The sequence below is a fragment of the Oceaniradius stylonematis genome (assembly GCF_003149475.2).
Classification (GTDB): Bacteria; Pseudomonadota; Alphaproteobacteria; order Rhizobiales; family Rhizobiaceae; genus Roseitalea; species Roseitalea stylonematis.
Genome location: NZ_QFWV02000004.1, coordinates 324,739 through 342,423, shown reverse-complemented (window position 1 = coordinate 342,423; position 17,685 = coordinate 324,739). Strand labels below are relative to the sequence as shown.

Here is a 17,685-nt window from a genome sequence, read left to right as displayed (position 1 = left end):
GCCCGTATTGTGCTTACCAATGTGGCGGCTTATCGACGGGAACGGCTTCCCGCATGCGCTCTTCGGCCTCGGAGAAACGCCGGGCCAGCACTTCCAGCTTCCGCCGCAGGTCGGCGATCACCTCGCCCTGCGAAACGACGACTTCGTTGAGATCGTCGATCATCTGCGCCTGGTGAGCGGCCAGAATCTCCAGATCGTCCAGTCGTTCCGTGTCGGTCTTGGCCATTGGCGGTCCCGTGTGAGCGGTCAAGGCTAGCATGGCGCCCCTGTCCAGTCCAAGCGGTCTCGCCGGACAAATGCGGCGATCGCGCGGCGCAACAGACGGCGTTTTCGGGCTGGATTCAAGCAATCAAGATGCTAGGGTTCGGCAATTTTGAAGCATGGATTTCTGCGACCGACGGGACCCGCATGGCGCCTTATGCAATCGAACTGACCGGCATCAACAAGAGTTTCGGCCCTGTGCATGCCAACAAGAACATCAACCTTGCGGTTCAAAAGGGAACCATCCACGGCATCATCGGCGAGAACGGGGCGGGCAAGTCGACCCTGATGTCGATCCTGTACGGCTTCTACCAGGCCGACTCCGGTCAGATCGAAGTCGATGGCAAGCCCGTCACGATCAATACGCCCAATGACGCCATCGCCATGGGAATCGGCATGGTGCACCAGCATTTCATGCTGGTGGAGAACTTCACCGTTCTGGAGAATGTCATGCTCGGCGCCGAGGGCGCGCAACTGATCAGCGGCTCGATCACCAAGGCCCGAAAGGAACTCAAGCGCCTGGAAGAGGAATATGCGCTCCAGGTCGACACCGATGCCATCATCGAGGAACTGCCCGTTGGGCTGCAGCAGCGCGTCGAGATCCTCAAGGCGCTCTATCGCGGTGCCGAAATCCTCATTCTCGACGAGCCGACGGGCGTGCTGACGCCGGCCGAGGCCGATCACCTGTTTCGCATTCTCGAGCAGCTCAAGGAGCAGGGCAAGACGATCGTCCTGATCACGCACAAGCTGCGCGAGATCATGGCGGTCACCGACAATGTCTCCGTCATGCGCCAGGGCGAGATGGTCGCCACCCGCAAGACGTCCGAGACATCGGTCGAGGAACTGGCCGAACTGATGGTCGGCCGGCATGTCCTGCTGCGCGTCGAAAAGGGCGAGGCGAAACCCGGCGCGGTGAAGCTGTCCGTCGAAAATCTCACCGTCAAGGACGGCCGCGGCGTCGTGATGGTCGACAATGTATCGTTTGACGTGCGCGCCGGCGAGATCGTTGGCATTGCCGGCGTGGCGGGCAACGGCCAGAGCCAGATGATCGAAGCCATCGCCGGCATCAGGCGTGCCGAAACGGGACGGGTCCTGCTCGATGGGGAGCCGATCGGCGTCACCGGCGAGGCCGACCCCTTCATGCTGCGCAAGCGCGGCATGGCCCATGTGCCCGAAGACCGCCATCATATGGGCCTGGTGTTGCAGTTCGAGGAGAACGAGAACTCGATCCTGGGCTATCACGGCGACGCCGAATATGTGAACGGGCCGATGCTGGATATCGACGGCATCCGCTCCGATGCGCGCGACAAGATCGAAAAATACGACATCCGTCCGCCCAATTGCCGGCTGAAGACGGCCAACTTCTCCGGCGGCAACCAGCAGAAGATCGTGCTCGCCCGCGAGATGGAGCAGGACCCGACCGTCCTGATCGTCGGTCAGCCGACGCGCGGCGTCGATGTCGGCGCGATCGAGTTCATCCACAAGCGCATCATCGAGATGCGCGATGCGGGCAAGGCCGTTCTGCTGATCTCGGTGGAGCTCGATGAGATCCGCTCCCTGTCGGACCGGATTCTGGTCATGTTTGCGGGCCGTGTCGTCGGCGAACGTGGTCCGGACGCGACCGAGGGCGAACTGGGCCTTCTGATGGCCGGCGTCGAGGGCGAGCCGACAAGGGAGGCGGCGGAGTGAATAGGGTCCTCCGCCTGATGATCGCTGGCGCGGTTGCCGCCGCTTTTCCGTTGGCGGCCGCCCAGGCGCAGATACTCGTCGAACCCGACGCGGTTGGCACCTACGCGATGGCGCTCGACGAAACGGCCGTCTCCATGCAGGTGCGTGAGGCCGGTGACGGTATGTTCGAGGCGGCGGTTTCGGTCTCGTCCGAAGGCGAGATGGTTTTCGAGCGCACCTATGACGAGATGTTCTCGCTCTTTCAGGCGCCGGTCCTCAAGCTTGTCGAGATGGATGCGTCCAACGATGCGCCGGAACTGTTCGTGTCGCGCTACAGCGGTGGTGCCCATTGCTGCAATCTGGTCTCCATCGTCGCCGAAGGAGGCGACGGGAAATGGACCGAGATCGAGGTTGGCGCCTTTGACGGCGATCCGGCCGCCAATTACCCCCATGACGTGACCGGCGACGGCATCGCCGAGATCATCACGCTGGACAACGGGTTTCTTTATGCGTTCGCGTCCTATGCGGGCTCGTTCGCACCGACAATCGTACTCGCGCTGCGCGATGGCGCGATCGCCGACGTGACCGGCGAGCCGGAGTATGAGTATGTGCTCCGTTCCGCAATCCGCAACATGGGCGCGATGCCGGATGAAGGCGAAACGCGCAATTCATGGCTGGCCGCCCATGCGGCGATGCAGCTGCGTCTTGGCGAAGAAGACCCGTTCGCGCTGGCGGACAATGATTTCGATCCCGAACCGGACTGGGGCATGACGTTCTGCAAAGACGAAGGGACGGAAGCCTATGATTGTCCCGAAAACCGCATCGGCCGCACCGCGTTTCCCGTTGCGCTCAGGCAATTCCTGAGCGAACGGGGCTATATGGAGTAAACCGAACCCATGGCTGCCCCTTACGCCAAACTGCCCGCCTGGGTCGATTACGGCCTGATCCCGCTCATCAACGTGACCGTGGCTTTTCTTGTCGCCGGTCTCGTCGTGCTGTTGGTGGGCGAAAACCCGGTGCGCGCCGCGCAGCTTCTCGTGCAGGGCGCGTTCGGTTCGGGCGACGGCATCGGCTATACGCTCTTTTACGCGACGAACTTCATCTTCACCGGCCTTTGCATGGCCGTCGCTTTCCATTGCAGCCTGTTCAACATTGGCGGCGAGGGACAAGCCTATGTCGGCGGCCTCGGAGTTGCGATCGTCTGCCTGGCCTTCGACTCGGTCTTTCCCTGGTGGATCAACCTGCCGCTGGCGACGATCATGGCCGCGCTGACCGGCGCTCTCTGGGCGTTGATTCCTGCCTGGCTGCAGGCGACGCGCGGCAGCCACGTCGTCATCACGACCATCATGTTCAACTTCATCGCCGCCAGCCTGATGGTCTATCTGCTGGTCGGCCCACTCAAGCCCGTCGGTTCCATGGCGCCCGAAACACGCACCTTTGCCGAGGGCGCGCAGCTTCCGCGGCTCGACTGGATGCTGGAAATGTTCGGCCTGACGATCCGCTCGGCACCGCTCAACATCACCTTCCTGCTTGCGCTTGCAGCCGCGTTTGGCGTCTGGGTTTTGATCTGGCGCACCCGACTTGGCTACGAAATCCGCACCATGGGCTTCTCGCCCACTGCTGCCAGATATGCCGGCATAAACCAGACCAAGGTGATCGTCATCGCGATGATGGTGTCGGGCGCCATGGCGGGCATGATGGCGCTCAACCCTGTGATGGGCGACCAGACGCGCCTGCAGATGAACTTCGTCGCCGGAGCAGGCTTTGTCGGCATTGCCGTGGCGCTGATGGGGCGGTCGCATCCGGCCGGCATCATTCCCGCGGCGATCCTGTTCGGCATGCTCTACCAGGGGGGCGCCGAACTGTCCTTTGAGATGCCCACCATCTCGCGTGACATGATCGTCATCATCCAGGGTCTGGTGATCCTGTTTGCCGGCGCGCTCGAGCACATGTTCCGGCCGACCATTGCGCGGATGTTCCACATGGCCGGCGGCGGGACGCTCAAGCCCACGCCGCAGCCAGGCGAATAGGGGGCGGTCATGGGCATGTTTGAAACACTGATCCTGATCCTCGATTCCACTGTCCGGCTGGCGATTCCGCTGATGTTCGCTGCGCTCGCCGGGCTCTATTCCGAACGGTCGGGCATTTTCGACATCGGCCTTGAAGGCAAGATGCTGGCCGCCGCCTTCGCCGGCGCGGCCGCGGCCGCCGTCTATGGCAGTGCCTGGATCGGCCTGTTCTTCGCGATCATCGTGTCGACGGCGCTGGCGCTGGTGCACGGCTTTGCCTCGATCACCCACCGGGGCAACCAGATCGTCTCCGGGGTTGCCATCAACTTCATTGCTGCGGGCACGACGATCATTTTGGGGCAGGCCTGGTTCCGTCAGGGTGGCCGTACGCCGGCCCTCAGCGCCGAGGGAAGCCGCTTTACCGCCATCGACCTGCCGTTCGCCGAAGCGGTTCGCGACGTGCCGGTCCTCGGCCTGGTCTACTCCGAGCTGATCTCGGGCCATTCGATCCTGGTCTATCTGGCCTTCGCGGCGGTGCCCTTTACCTGGTGGGTCCTGTTCAGGACCAGGTTCGGCTTGCGCCTGCGCGCCGTCGGGGAAAACCCGGGAGCGGTCGACACGGCCGGCATCTCGGTGACCTGGCTGCGCTATCGGGCCGTGATGTGCACCGGCATTTTGTGCGGTTTTGCGGGCGCCTATCTGGCGGTCGCGCAGAATGCGGGCTTCGTCAAGGACATGACAGCCGGCAAGGGCTTCATAGCGCTGGCTGCGCTGATCTTCGCCAAGTGGAAACCGGTGCCCGTCATGTTCGCCTGCCTGCTGTTCGGCTTCCTTGACGCGGTGGCCATCCGCTTTGCCGGGATCGATATCGGCCTGTTCGAGGTTCCGCCGCAATTCATGCAGTCGCTGCCCTATATCCTCACCGTGGTCCTGCTGGCGGGCTTCATCGGCAAGGCCATCCCGCCCAAGGCCGGCGGCCAGCCCTATGTGAAGGAGCGCTGACGATGGCCGGCCTCGACGATCTTCTGGCGGCAGCAAAGGACGCGATGGGCAAGTCCCGCCCGACCTATTCGCGGTTTCCCGTCGGCGCCGCGATCATGACCGAGGACGGCCGCATCTTTGCCGGCGGCAATATCGAGGTGGCGTCCTATCCGGAAGGCTGGTGCGCCGAAACGACGGCCTTGTCGCATTATGTGATGGGTCAGGGCGGCACGATCACCGATATCTGCGTCATCGCCGAGCGCTTGCCGCTCTGCACGCCCTGTGGAGGCTGCCGCCAGCGTCTCGCCGAATTCGCGCCGCCGGACGCAAGGCTGCATCTGTGCGCCGACGGCAAGATTGCAAGGACGCTGACCATGGCCGAGATCTTTCCGCTCGGCTTTGACGGGGACGTGCTGACGACATGATCACCACCATCGATCACATCATCGAGCGGCTCGAGGGGCTGGCACCGCAGACGGCCTTCATTCTGGGCTCCGGCCTTGGCGGCCTTGTCGCGGCGATCGAGGATGCGGTGCACCTGCCTTATGAGGAACTGGACGGTTTTCCCGCATCGGGCGTCAGCGGTCATGCCGGCGAACTGGTTGCCGGCAAACTGTCCGGCAAGCCGGTCATGATGCTGTCCGGCCGCGCCCACTACTACGAAAAGGGCGATGCGGCGGTGATGCGCCCGGCAATCGAGATCCTGCACGGCCTTGGAATCCGCAATCTCATCCTGACCAATTCCGCCGGCTCCCTGCGCGAGGATCTGCCGCCCGGCTCGGTCATGCTGATCACCGATCACATCAACTTCGCCGGCACCAACCCGCTGATCGGCGAGGAAAACGACCGCCGTTTTGTCGGTATGACGAGCGCTTATGATGCCGGCCTTTGCGACCGGCTGCGCGCCGCGGCCAGTGCCGAGAACATCGAGCTGGGCGAGGGCGTCTATATGTGGTTCTCGGGGCCGAGCTTCGAGACACCGGCCGAAATCCGCATGGCACGCACGCTTGGTGCCGACGCGGTCGGAATGTCGACCGTGCCCGAAGTGATCTTGGGCCGGTTCGTCGGGCTCAATTGCGCGGCTTGTTCGGTGATCACCAATTTCGGTGCTGGCATGACCGGCGGCGAACTGTCCCACCAGGAAACCAAGGACATGGCGCCGGTCGGCGGTGGGCGCCTTCAGAAGATCTTGAGCCGCTTCGTCGTCGAGGCCGGTTAGCCGTGCTTGCTCAGGAGATCATACGCATCAAGCGCGACGGCGGCGCGCTTTCGCAGGCCCGGATCGCCGAGTTCATCGCCGGCGTCACCGACGGCTCGGTCACCGATGCGCAGATTTCCGCGCTCGCTATGGCGGTCTTCTTCAACGGCATGGACCGCGACGAAACTGTCGCGTTGACCCTGGCAATGCGCGACAGCGGTGACGTGCTCGACTGGTCGGACATCGACCGGCCGGTCTGCGACAAGCATTCGACCGGAGGCGTCGGCGACAATGTCTCGCTCATGCTGGCGCCGATCGCCGCCGCCTGCGGCCTTGCCGTGCCGATGATCTCAGGGCGGGGCCTTGGCCATACCGGCGGAACGCTCGACAAGATGGAATCGATCCCCGGCTACAATGTTGCGCCGGACAACACGCTGTTCCGCACCATAACACGCGACATCGGTTGTGCGATCATCGGCCAGACTGGTGACCTCGCGCCCGCCGACAAGCGCATCTATGGCGTGCGCGACGTGACCGCGACGGTCGAGAACCTGTCACTGATCACCGCCTCGATCCTGTCCAAGAAGCTGGCCGCCGGCCTCGGCGCGCTGGTGCTCGACGTCAAGTTCGGCAATGGCGCGTTTATCGATGATATCGCCGAGACCCGCGCGCTGGCCGAAAGCCTCGTGCAGGTCGCCAACGGCGCCGGCACAAGGACGGCGGCCATCCTGACCGATATGAACGAGCCGCTCGCGTCTGCCGCCGGCAATGCGGTGGAGGTGGCGAACGCGGTGCGTTTCCTGACCGGCGATGATCGCGATCCGCGCCTTGAAACGGTCGTCCTGACGCTGGTCGGCGAAATGCTCGTCCAGTCAGAACTTGAAGCCGATCGCGACGCCGCCATCGCAACGGCCCGGGCCGCGCTGGATGATGGCCGTGCAACCGAACTCTTCGGCAGGATGGTCCATGGCCTGGGCGGCCCGGCTGGCTTCGTCGACAGCTTTCGCGACCATCTGCCCATCGCGCCTCTGATCGAGGACGTGCCGGCGCCTTCCGGCGGTTTCGTTTCGGGCGTCCAGACACGGGCGCTCGGCGTTGCTGTCGTCGAGATGGGCGGCGGTCGACGCCGCCGCGAGGACGAGATCGACCATGCGGTCGGGCTCGACCGGATCGTGCCGGTTGGCACATCGATACAGAAGGGCGATCCGGTCGTCCGTATCCACGCGCGGGATGCGGCCTCCCTTGAGCGCGCGCGTCAAGCCGTCCTGAGCGCCGTATCGATCGCCGAAGCGGCGCCCGCAACGCGGCCCGTCATTGCGGAAACCATAACCGGCTAACGTTTCAGGACCAGCGTTCCGTTCTCGTAGGAAAAGCTTCGTAGCCTGTTCAGGAAGCTCATGCCGATCAGCACGGTGTTCAGCGCCCGGTCTTCCAGCACCAGCGCTTCCACCTGGCGCACGCGCACCGAGCCGACGCGTACCTTGTCGATCACGGCGCGGGCGCCCATGACCGTTCCGTTGGCGGTTTGGACCGGATAGACGAAGTCCGCCGGCGACAGGCGGATGCCGGCGCGCCTCGCTGTGGACTCATTGAGCGCGACGGTGGTGGCGCCCGTATCGATCAGACCTTGAACCCGCAAATTGTTGAGCTCGAATTCGGCGACATGATGCCCGCGTGCATCGGCGCGCAGCCGCTCCATGCCCGAAAGCGCGGCGGAATGCACCGCCGGCTCCCCGTCCGATACGGGCATGTCGATGGCGGCGTTGCGCGAATCGGGAGCGACCGCGCGATCCGAGACGAAGTCGGAAAACGCGACCGCCGCAAAGCTGACCGCGCCGAAGATGAAGAGATAACGCACCATGGCATGCCTCCGCCGAAAGAGGATGCCATGTCCGCCTTCCCAAAGGGCTAAACCGGGGACCGCCCTGCGAAAAAGGTAAACACGGATTTCCCGAAAAAGATCGAATGTTATCTATTTCGTGCCGTACATGCGGTCGCCCGCATCGCCGAGCCCCGGCACGATATAGCCATGATCGTTGAGATGGCTGTCGATCGAGGCGGTGATGATCGGTACGTCCGGATGCGCCTTGACGAATTTGTCGATCCCTTCGGGCGCGGCCAGAAGGCATACGAACCGCAGATTCGCCGCCCCGCGCTCTTTCAGCTTGTCCACCGCCGCGATCGCCGAGTTGGCCGTGGCCAGCATCGGATCGACGACGATGGTCAGCCGGTTGGACAGATCGTCGGGCGCCTTGAAATAATAATCGACCGGCTCCAGCGTTTCCGGATCGCGGTAGAGACCGATATGGGCGACACGGGCCGACGGGACGAGGTCGAGCATGCCTTCCAGCAGGCCGTTGCCGGCACGCAAGACCGAGGCGAAGACCAGCTTCTTGCCCGCCAGGATCGGCGCTTCCATGTCGGTGAGCGGCGTCTCGATCGTCTCCTTGGTCATCGGCAGTTCGCGCGTCGCCTCATAGCAAAGAAGATGCGAAATCTCGCCCAGAAGGCGGCGGAACCCCGCCGTTGACGTTTCCCTTTTGCGCATCTGCGTCAGCTTGTGCTGGACGAGCGGGTGATCGACGACATTGACCTGTTTCATGAAGAGCGCCTTGCAACGGTTGAGCCGGACAAGCCTAGCGCGGCGACCGACAGGGTGAAAGCCAATGCGCGCTGCGCCATGCTGCGGTTCACAGTCAAATGATGGCTTGGCCTAGCTTTCCGAGCAGCTTGGTGCGCGTGTCGTCATCGCAGAATGCCGCCTCGATTGCCGTCCGCGTAATCCCTTTGAGCGCAGCATCGTCGAGGCCGAAATGGTCGCTTGCGATCCGGTACTCGTTGGCAAGCGAGGAATGGAAATGCGGCGGATCGTCGGAGTTGAGCGTCACCTTGACGCCGGCGTCTCGCAGCCTGTTGAACGGATGGGACGCATAGTCGGCAAAAACGCCGAGCGCAATGTTGGAGGCCGGACAGATTTCGAGGACGATCCTTTCCTCGGCAAGCCGTTCCACCAGCGCCGGATCTTCGATGGCCCGGACGCCATGGCCGATGCGTTCGGGCCGCAGATGGTCGAGCGCGTCACGCACGCTTTCGGCGCCCGCCAGTTCGCCCGCATGGACGGTGATCCGGAGGCCAGCATCGCGCGCAATGTCGAAGGCCGGCGCGAAGTCTTTGGGATGATGCATCCGCTCGTCGCCCGCCATGCCGAAACCGGTGATCAGCGGATGCGGGTTGTCGGCGGCGAACCGTGCCGCCCGTTCCACCGCCTCGGGCCCGCCATGGCGCAAGCCGGTCGCGATCATCCGACCCTCGATTCCCGTTTCGGCTTTCGCTCGCTCGATCGCCTCGGCGAGCCCGTCAATATAGGCGTGCGGGGAAAGGCCCGTCTGCTCGGCATGATCGGTGGAGATGAAGATCTCCGAATAAAGGCAGCCGTCGGCAGCCAGCGAGGACAGATAGTCGTGCGCCAGACGCGCATAGTCGTCGCGCGTGCGAAACAGCGCCGCCACCGTGTCGTACACGTTGAGGAACGCGGTGAAGTCGGTCCATCGGTATGCGCCGTCAACGACGATCTCCGACAGGTCCGCGCCGTGGCGTTCCGCCTGCGCCAGCGCAAGCGCCGGGCTCACCGCCCCTTCGATATGACAATGCAGTTCGGCCTTCGGCACCATCGCGATCTCCTTGCGCGTTCCCCGCGACGAAAGGGCAGCTTGCGGCCCATGGCCGCGGACGGGCATAGGCTGGGCCGTTTTCTTGTCGCCCGTTTTGCTCTACATCGGGCGGCAGCCTGAACGCACGCACCTTTTTCATGGCGGGGTCCCATGTCCACATCCAGAACCGGCGCCGGCGACGCCATGAAGCGCAGCTTCGGCTTTTCCCAGGTCGCCGAGGGTGAGAAGCAGGCCCGCGTCGACGATGTCTTCCATACGGTCGCGCGCCGGTATGATGTGATGAACGATCTGATGTCGTTCGGCCTGCACCGTGTCTGGAAGGACGCGATGATCGCCGCGCTGGCGCCGCCCAAACGGCCGGGCTGGCGCATGCTCGATGTCGCCGGCGGCACTGGCGACATTGCCTTTCGCGCGGTCGAAGCCTCGCGCGGAAACGCCCATGTCACCGTGCTCGATATCAACGGATCGATGCTCGATGTCGGCCGCGAACGGGCGGACGCACGCGGCTTGTCCGACCATGTCGATTTCGTCGAGGCGAATGCCGAGGAGCTTCCCTTCGGCGATGCGGCGTTCGATGCCTATTCGATCGCGTTCGGTATCCGCAACGTGCCGGATATTCCCAAGGCATTGCGCGAGGCGCGGCGCGTGCTCAAGCCGGGCGGCCGGTTCCTGTGCCTTGAATTTTCCGAGGTGGACATGCCGGTTTTCGACCGCGTCTATGAAGCCTGGTCGTTCAACGCCATCCCGCGGATCGGCCAGACGGTTGCCGGCGATGGCGAGCCCTATCGCTATCTGGTCGAGTCGATCGCCAAGTTTCCGCGCCAGGCTGATTTCGCCACGATGATCGGCGAGGCGGGATTCAAGCGCGTGACGTGGCGCAATTATTCGGGCGGTGTCGCGGCGCTCCATTCGGGCTGGAAACTCTGACCCGATGACCAGCCTTTTCGCTGCCATGCGCCTTTTGCGCGCGGTCTGGGTGCTGGCGCGCGAGGGCGTGATCGCCGCCCTGCCGCGACAGGGCCTTTCGGGTCCGGCACTCACCGGGCACAAGATCGCCACCCGGCTGGCGCGCAAACGCTCGGAGGGTCTCGACAGCGCCCAGCGCATGACCAAGGCCATCGCCCGGCTCGGCCCGTCCTATGCCAAGCTCGGCCAGTTCCTCGCCACCCGGCCCGACATTATCGGTCTGCAGATGGCCGTCGATCTGGCCACGCTGCAGGACAATATGGAGAGCTTTCCGAGCGCCCAGGCCCATGCCCGCATCGAGGAATCGCTGGGCCTCCCCGTGGACGATCTCTATGCGCGCCTCGACGAGCCGATCGCCGCTGCGTCGATCGCCCAGGTCCATCCCGGCATCACCCGCGCCGCCGACGGCAGCGAGCGCAGGGTTGCCGTCAAGGTGATCCGGCCGGGCGTGCGCAGCCGTTTCGACCGCGATCTGGAGGCCTTCTTCCTGTTTGCCCGCATGCAGGAGCGCTATATCCCCTCGACCCGCCGGCTGCGCCCCGTCGCCATCGCCGAGACGCTCGCCCAGTCGACGCGCATCGAGATGGATTTGCGCCTCGAAGGCGCGGCCCTGTCCGAACTGGCCGAGAACACGAAGGACGATCCAGGCTTCCGCGTGCCCAAGGTCGACTGGCAGCGCACCGGCAGGGACGTGCTGACAATGGAGTGGATCGACGGCATAAAGATGAGCGACGTCGATGCGCTCAAGGCCGCCGGACACGATCTGCCGCGCCTTGCCGTCAACGTCATCCAGTCTTTCCTGCGCCATGCAGTGCGCGACGGCTTCTTTCACGCCGACATGCATCCTGGCAATCTGTTCGTCGACACCGATGGCGACATCGTTGCCGTCGATCTGGGCATTGCCGGCCGCATCGGCATCAAGGAGCGCCGCTTCCTTGCCGAGATCCTCTACGGTTTCATCCGGCGCGATTACCGCCGCGTCGCCGAAGTGCATTTCGAGGCCGGCTATGTGCCGCCGCACCACGACATCGAGGCCTTCGCCCAGGCCCTGCGCGCGGTGGGCGAGCCGATCCGCGACCAGTCGGCGGACACCATCTCCATGGGCAACCTTTTGACGCTGCTGTTCGATGTCACCGACATTTTCGACATGCAGACCCGGCCCGAACTTCTGTTGCTGCAAAAGACAATGGTCGTCGTCGAGGGCAATGCGCGGGTGCTCGACCCGCATTTCGACATGTGGGCGGCAGCCGAACCGATCGTGTCCGACTGGGTCAGGCGCAATCTCGGCCCCGCCGCGCTCGTCAACGATGCCCGCGACGGCGTGCATTCGGCTATCCGAATCGCGCGGCAACTGCCCGAACTGGCCGATCGTACCGAGCGGCTGAGCCGCGACATCGGCGCCATGGCCGAGCACGGACTGAAGCTGGCGCCGGAAACGGTGGCCCGGATCGGCAAGGCCGAGGCACGCGAAAGCCGCTGGGGCAGGGTCGCCCTGTGGGTGATTGCGCTGGCTGCCATCTGGATCGCCATCGCCGTCAGCTGATTCGATTGCAATGATTGCGATGTTGTGTGCAATGTGATTGCGCTGCAATCACTGGGGTTCGTCATGGCATCGATCACGATCCGCAATCTCGATCCGGCCACCAAGGAAGCCCTGCGGCTTCGGGCCGCTGCGAACAACCGGTCGATGGAGGAAGAAGCCCGAATCATCTTCGGGGCGCTGGCCAAGCCAAGCCCTGCTGGCGCGCCGTCTGTAACGGAAACGCCCGCGATTGCGACCGCGCAAGTCGGCTCCGGCATCCTCGTCGACAAGCGCATTCTGCTCATCATCGGTGGTGGCATTGCGGCGTACAAATGCCTCGATCTCATTCGCCGGCTGCGCGAGCGTGGCGCTCACGTCCGCTGCGTGATGACCAGGGCGGCCGAAGAATTCATCACGCCGCTGTCTGTGGGCGCTCTGACCGCCGATACCGTCTTTACCGATCTGTTCGACCGGCAGGATGAGCACGATGTCGGCCATATCCGGCTGGCGCGCCAGGCCGATCTGATCGTCGTCGCGCCGGCGACCGCCGATCTGATGGCCAAGATGGCGCACGGGCTGGCGAACGATCTGGCCTCGACGGTGCTGATGGCCGCAAAGGCGCCGGTCCTCATCGCGCCGGCCATGAACCCGGCCATGTGGGACCACCCCGCAACACGCCGCAACCGCGAGACCCTGGCCGGCGACGGCATCGGTTTTGTCGGGCCCAATGCCGGCGAGATGGCCGAGAGCGGCGAGGCGGGTTATGGCCGCATGGCCGAACCGCTGGAAATCGCTGCCGCCGTCGAAGCCTTGCTCGACAACCGGCCCAGGCCGCTTGCCGGCAAGACCGTGATCGTCACGTCCGGTCCGACGCATGAGCCGATCGACCCGGTGCGCTACATCGCCAACCGCTCATCCGGCAAACAGGGCCATGCCATCGCCGCCGCGCTGGCCGAACTGGGTGCGACGGTGCGGCTGGTCTCCGGGCCGGTCACCATTGCCGACCCTGTCGGTGTCGAGATGGTGCGGGTCGAAAGCGCCCGCGACATGCACGATGCGGTGCATCAGCTTTTGCCGGCCGACGCAGCCATCTTCGCCGCCGCGGTCGCCGATTACAGGCCCGCCACCGAGGCGGGCGACAAGATCAAGAAGCGCGATGGCGGTATCGAAGCCGTCGCGCTGACCGAAAACCCCGACATTCTCGCATCGGTCGGCACGCACGACACCGCGCGTCCGCGTCTCGTCATCGGGTTTGCCGCCGAAACCCGCGATCTGGTCGCCAATGCCGAGGCCAAGCTCGCCAGGAAGGGCGCGGACTTTGTCGTCGCCAACGATGTCTCGCATGACAGCGGGATTGGCGGAGAGGGAGGGGTGATGGGCGGCGACCGCAACCGCATCACGCTGGTCTCCAAGGGCGTCGCCGAACGCTGGCCCGAGATGGACAAGACCGAGGTGGCGGCCCGGATCGCCGCCTTGGTGGCCGAACGGCTCGAAACCGTCACGGTCTGACGATGGCGGCCGGCGGTTATGGTGGCGTTCGTTGAACAGTCTGTTCCATCGTTCACCCATGTGCCGTGGCGGCAATCCACCCTATCTTGACGTCAACAAAGGAGTTGACCGCCATGTCCATTCGACCCGTCAAGCACGTCTCCGGCACCACGCCCACCATGGAAGGCGCCGGGGTCCATCTGCATCGCGTCTTCGGCTTCGGCGATCCGTCCATGACGGACCCGTTCCTGATGATGGATGATTTCCGCAACGATTCGCCCGAAAAGTATGCGGCAGGTTTCCCGTGGCACCCGCATCGCGGCATCGAGACGATCACCTATGTACTGGCCGGCTCCGTCGATCATGCAGACAGCCTCGGCAATGCCGGCACGCTCGGCCCGGGCTCGGTCCAGTGGATGACCGCCGGCTCCGGTATCCTGCATCAGGAAATGCCCAAGGGCGATACGTCCGGCCGCATGCACGGTTTCCAGCTCTGGGCGAACCTGCCTTCCGGCGAGAAGATGACGACGCCGCGCTACCAGGATATCTCCGGCGCCGACATTCCCGAAGTGATCGACGACGACGGCACGCGCGTCCGCGTCATCACCGGCGAATTCTGGGGCAAGAAGGGCCCGGTCGACGGTATCGCCGCCGATCCGCAATATCTTGACGTCTGGGTGCCCCCTCTGACGCGCAAGGCCCTGCCGATCGACACATACCGCTCGGCCTTCGCCTATATCTTCGAGGGCTCCGGCACGTTCCGCGACGCCTCCAAACCCTTCGGCGTGCTCGTCGAAAAAGAGGTCAATGGCGAGGAGATTCATCTGCGTGACCTGTCCGGAGACCGGACGCTGGTCGTCTTCGACACCGGCGACGAAGTGGTCGTGCAGTCCGGCGAGAACGGCATCCGTTTCCTGTTGGTCACCGGCAAGCCGATCCAGGAGCCGGTTGCATGGCACGGCCCGATCGTCATGAACACGCAGGAAGAACTGGCCCAGGCCTTCGCCGACCTGCGCTCGGGCAACTTCATCCGCGAACAGGCGCGGATGTAGGCGCATTGTGCCGGCCCGCCGATCCGAGCGGGCCGGTCCCCTCAGTTGCGCGGAAAGTTGGGCCGGTCGGTGTTGTAGTGCTCGGCCAGATAGTCGAGGACCAGCGTGTAGTCGGGCTCTTCGATCGGGTTCATGCCCTGCTCGTCGACCATCCATTCGATCAGATCCGCCCAGCGCTCGCGCGTCAGGCCCTGCTGCGCGACCAGCATCTCGGAGTGGCAGGCGGCGCAGTGGACATAGGTTTCCTCGGCGCCTTCACCGGGCACCAGCGCGCCAAACGGACTCTCGCCGTTTTCGCCGGCCTGCGCCGCCGCAGCCGTCATCATGAACGCTCCGGCGATCGCCGGACGCAGCATCATCGAAAGGTTCATCATTGCTCCATCGGAAAGGCGCGGGGGTGGCCGGCCAACGCCGGCCACCCTTCTTTCAGGATACGGTCAGCGCGACGCGGTGCATGGTGTTGTTGAGATACCCCTTCGGGTTCCAGGCGATCTCGAAGGGCTGTTGCGCGCCCGCATCGTCCGTCGCCCGCGCCCAGACCTCGTAGTATCCGGCCTTTGGAAACCGGACGTTCGTCCGCCAGTTCTGCCAGGCGCCGTCATTGACCGGCTCATCGAGTTCGGCGCGCTGCCATGTGGCACCGAAGTCGATCGACACGTCCACTGCCGTGACCCGGCGGTCTCCGGACCAGGCATGCCCGCGCACCTCGACCGACCGCCCCGCAGACGTGCCCGTCGGCGGCGCCGTGATCAGTGACTTGACAGGCATCCGCTCGATGATCACGAAATCTTCCTCCGCGACATCCTCACCCGGAGCGACCGGCCGGTTCGGCACGCGATAGGACGTTCCCGTCATTTTCGGTCCGTCATGGACGACATCGCGCAAGGTGATGCTGGTGAGCCACTTCTGCGAGCAAGAGCCCGGCCAGCCCGGAACAACAAGCCGCAACGGAGCTCCGTTGTTGGGATGGATCGGTGCGCCGTTCTGCGCCCATGCGATCAGGACATTGTCGGACATCGCCTTTTCGATCGGCAGGCCCCGCGAGATGGGCAGTTTCTCCGGGTCACCGGACAGGTGGGCGTCGGCGCCCACATGTGCGGTATAGACAACCTGGGGCTGAACGCCTGCCGCCTCGAGGACATCCCTGAGCCTGACGCCGGTCCATTCCGAGCAGCCGATCGCGCCGACCGTCCATTGGTTGCCGCTTGCCGGCGGATCGAAGGCGGCGCGCCCGTTTCCGCCGCATTCGATGGCAAGCGCCATCGTATGCACCTCGAAACGCTCCTGCATGTCCGCGATGGTCATCGTCATGGTGTTGTCGACGAAACCGTCGATGGTCAGCGTCCAGCCGTCGGCATCCACCTCGCCCAGTTCGTGCGGCGGAATGCCGTTGTTGCGAATGAAGTGCCGTTCGGTTGGTGTGATCGGATCGTCGAGAAGATGCGCCGGCGTTTCGGCGTTGATCGGGCGGTCGTTGAGCAGCGTGAGCCCATCCTTGCCGACCAGCACATCATCTTGTGCAAAGGCTACCGGAATGAACCCGGCCGGCATGTTGCGGTGGAACGGGATGCTTGCGCCGAGCATCGCCCCCATGGTCGCCAGCCCCGCACCGCGCAGGAACCCGCGCCGGTCGGTGTTGGTCCGGCGGCCGAACAACGCCCAATCGGCCGCTTCGGGGTCTTCTTCGAAACGCGAAAACAGGCCGTCGGCCCGTTCGCCCTGGTCCTTGAGATCATGTGCCATATGTTCCTCCTCCGCGCAGCTTGGCAGCCGCAACGCTCATCGCAGCGTGAGCGGAACGTCGCGGTCGGGAATCATGGCTGTTTCAGCCAGCCTCCGCGCAGCACGATACGGCGGTCTTCAACGTCTCGCCATATCAAGGCGCCGCGTGTGGAAGGGGCCGGTCTCGCGCTGCCGTGGCGCTGTGGGAACGATGACCCCGACCCGTTCAGCTTGCCAAAACATACAGGTTCCGGCAAGCGGAAAGGCCGGGGTTCGACGGCTAGGCCGATTTCGGCGCCTTGGTCTTGCGCAGATAGGGCAGAACCGTTTCGAATTCGCCGAACTTCTTCTTGGCATCGTCGTCATTGACGGCCGTCGGAATGATGACGTCGTCGCCGACGTTCCAGTTGGCCGGAGTCGCGACATTGTGTTTGGCCGCCGTCTGAAGCCCGTCAAGCGCGCGCAACACCTCGGCGAAATTGCGGCCGACATTCATCGGATAGGTCATCGACAGCTTGAGCTGCTTGTCCGGGCCGATGATGAAGACCGAGCGCACGGTGGCGCTGTCGGCGGGTGTGCGTCCGTCGGGCAAATAGGCTTCCGCCGGCAGCATGTCGAAGGCTTTGGAGACTTCAAGCCCGTCATCGGCGATGATCGGAAAACCGGCCTTGGTGCCGGCCACCTGCTCGATGTCGCCCTTCCATTTGACATGGTCCTCGACGCCATCGACCGAGACGCCGATCACCTTGGTGCCGCGCTTGTCCCATTCGTCGGCAAGCTGCGCGACCGCGCCGAACTCGGTGGTGCAGACCGGCGTGAAGTCCTTGGGATGTGAGAACAGGATGGCCCAGCTGTCGCCGATCCACTCGTGAAGGCTGAACGAGCCCTGGTCGGTTTCGACGGTCAGGTCGGGGATGGTGTCGTTGATGCGCAGTCCCATGGCGTGTTCCTTTTCATGTGGTCGTGCGGATGGTCTGCCCTTTCAATAGGCATCGGAGAGCGCGTTCGAAAGGGGGCGCGGCATCCCGCCGCTGGACTTTCGACCTTGAGAGCAATCTAGCCGCGCCGCGCCATCGTTGCGAGCCAACACGGTTCCGATGATGGCCGCAACGGGGAAATCCGTTCCGCAAGGCACATCCCTCGGCAC

The 17,685-nt window shown here is 64.3% G+C and carries 18 protein-coding genes; 11 read left to right on the top strand and 7 right to left on the bottom strand.

The window, feature by feature from the left end; genetic code table 11:
- Nucleotides 1–13: 13 nt before the first annotated feature.
- Complete coding sequence (locus tag DEM25_RS05255; protein WP_158585171.1) at nucleotides 14–226, bottom strand: SlyX family protein; 213 nt, start codon at nucleotides 224–226, stop codon at nucleotides 14–16.
- A gap of 182 nt (nucleotides 227–408) precedes the next feature.
- On the opposite strand from DEM25_RS05255, the gene DEM25_RS05250 reads away from it, so the two are divergent.
- Genes DEM25_RS05250 through deoA form a run of 7 tightly spaced genes read left to right on the top strand, consistent with a single transcriptional unit; the run spans nucleotide 409 to nucleotide 7,454 of the window.
- Nucleotides 409–1,950, top strand: a complete 1,542-nt coding sequence (locus tag DEM25_RS05250; protein WP_109767016.1) for an ABC transporter ATP-binding protein — start codon at nucleotides 409–411, stop codon at nucleotides 1,948–1,950.
- Nucleotides 1,947–2,816, top strand: a complete 870-nt coding sequence (locus DEM25_RS05245; RefSeq protein WP_147393275.1) for a hypothetical protein — start codon at nucleotides 1,947–1,949, stop codon at nucleotides 2,814–2,816. The genes DEM25_RS05250 and DEM25_RS05245 overlap by 4 nt, the downstream gene beginning before the upstream one ends.
- Nucleotides 2,817–2,825: 9 nt before the next feature.
- Complete coding sequence (locus DEM25_RS05240) at nucleotides 2,826–3,959, top strand: ABC transporter permease (protein WP_109767014.1); 1,134 nt, start codon at nucleotides 2,826–2,828, stop codon at nucleotides 3,957–3,959.
- A gap of 9 nt (nucleotides 3,960–3,968) precedes the next feature.
- Nucleotides 3,969–4,940: an ABC transporter permease gene (locus DEM25_RS05235; RefSeq protein ID WP_109767013.1), complete on the top strand. Its 972-nt coding sequence runs from the start codon at nucleotides 3,969–3,971 to the stop codon at nucleotides 4,938–4,940.
- Nucleotides 4,941–4,942: 2 nt separating this feature from the next.
- Entirely contained in the window at nucleotides 4,943–5,344 is a 402-nt protein-coding gene (gene cdd / locus DEM25_RS05230) for a cytidine deaminase (RefSeq protein WP_109767012.1), read from the top strand.
- The gene (locus DEM25_RS05225) at nucleotides 5,341–6,138 is read left to right on the top strand and encodes a purine-nucleoside phosphorylase (RefSeq protein WP_109767011.1); all 798 of its coding nucleotides are present in this window, start codon (nucleotides 5,341–5,343) and stop codon (nucleotides 6,136–6,138) included. The genes cdd and DEM25_RS05225 overlap by 4 nt, the downstream gene beginning before the upstream one ends.
- 2 nt (nucleotides 6,139–6,140) lie before the next feature.
- Nucleotides 6,141–7,454 carry a thymidine phosphorylase gene (gene deoA, locus DEM25_RS05220; protein ID WP_109767010.1) on the top strand — a complete coding sequence of 438 codons (1,314 nt, stop codon included), beginning with the start codon at nucleotides 6,141–6,143 and terminating at the stop codon, nucleotides 7,452–7,454.
- On the opposite strand, the gene DEM25_RS05215 is transcribed toward deoA, so the two are convergent.
- From DEM25_RS05215 to DEM25_RS05205, 3 genes are all read right to left on the bottom strand, one after another.
- On the bottom strand, nucleotides 7,451–7,978 hold the full coding sequence (locus tag DEM25_RS05215) for a retropepsin-like aspartic protease family protein (RefSeq protein WP_109767009.1): 528 nt from the start codon (nucleotides 7,976–7,978) through the stop codon (nucleotides 7,451–7,453). The genes deoA and DEM25_RS05215 overlap by 4 nt on opposite strands.
- A gap of 111 nt (nucleotides 7,979–8,089) precedes the next feature.
- Nucleotides 8,090–8,719, bottom strand: a complete 630-nt coding sequence (gene upp / locus DEM25_RS05210; RefSeq protein WP_109767008.1) for a uracil phosphoribosyltransferase — start codon at nucleotides 8,717–8,719, stop codon at nucleotides 8,090–8,092.
- A 94-nt stretch (nucleotides 8,720–8,813) separates the two neighbouring features.
- A complete protein-coding gene (locus DEM25_RS05205; RefSeq protein ID WP_109767050.1) occupies nucleotides 8,814–9,788 on the bottom strand; it encodes an adenosine deaminase in 975 nt (324 codons plus the stop codon).
- Between the two features lie 150 nt (nucleotides 9,789–9,938).
- Here DEM25_RS05205 and ubiE point away from each other — a divergent pair, with 150 nt between their 5' ends.
- The 4 genes from ubiE to DEM25_RS05185 all read left to right on the top strand — a co-directional run bounded on the left by ubiE (nucleotide 9,939) and on the right by DEM25_RS05185 (nucleotide 14,816).
- Entirely contained in the window at nucleotides 9,939–10,715 is a 777-nt protein-coding gene (gene ubiE / locus DEM25_RS05200) for a bifunctional demethylmenaquinone methyltransferase/2-methoxy-6-polyprenyl-1,4-benzoquinol methylase UbiE (RefSeq protein WP_109767007.1), read from the top strand.
- Between the two features lie 4 nt (nucleotides 10,716–10,719).
- Nucleotides 10,720–12,297: a 2-polyprenylphenol 6-hydroxylase gene (gene ubiB / locus DEM25_RS05195; protein ID WP_109767006.1), complete on the top strand. Its 1,578-nt coding sequence runs from the start codon at nucleotides 10,720–10,722 to the stop codon at nucleotides 12,295–12,297.
- 63 nt (nucleotides 12,298–12,360) lie between these two features.
- Nucleotides 12,361–13,785 carry a bifunctional phosphopantothenoylcysteine decarboxylase/phosphopantothenate--cysteine ligase CoaBC gene (gene coaBC, locus DEM25_RS05190; RefSeq protein WP_109767049.1) on the top strand — a complete coding sequence of 475 codons (1,425 nt, stop codon included), beginning with the start codon at nucleotides 12,361–12,363 and terminating at the stop codon, nucleotides 13,783–13,785.
- 113 nt (nucleotides 13,786–13,898) lie between these two features.
- Entirely contained in the window at nucleotides 13,899–14,816 is a 918-nt protein-coding gene (locus tag DEM25_RS05185) for a pirin family protein (protein ID WP_109767048.1), read from the top strand.
- Nucleotides 14,817–14,857: 41 nt separating this feature from the next.
- Here the strand turns inward: DEM25_RS05185 and DEM25_RS05180 are convergent, their stop codons facing one another.
- The 3 genes from DEM25_RS05180 to DEM25_RS05170 form a co-directional block, all read right to left on the bottom strand.
- Nucleotides 14,858–15,187, bottom strand: a complete 330-nt coding sequence (locus tag DEM25_RS05180; RefSeq protein WP_147393274.1) for an aldehyde dehydrogenase — start codon at nucleotides 15,185–15,187, stop codon at nucleotides 14,858–14,860.
- 55 nt (nucleotides 15,188–15,242) lie between these two features.
- Nucleotides 15,243–16,559 (bottom strand): sulfite oxidase, encoded by a 1,317-nt coding sequence (locus DEM25_RS05175; RefSeq protein WP_109767004.1) that lies wholly within the window; start codon nucleotides 16,557–16,559, stop codon nucleotides 15,243–15,245.
- Between the two features lie 259 nt (nucleotides 16,560–16,818).
- Complete coding sequence (locus DEM25_RS05170) at nucleotides 16,819–17,478, bottom strand: peroxiredoxin (RefSeq protein ID WP_109767003.1); 660 nt, start codon at nucleotides 17,476–17,478, stop codon at nucleotides 16,819–16,821.
- Nucleotides 17,479–17,685 lie beyond the last annotated feature (207 nt).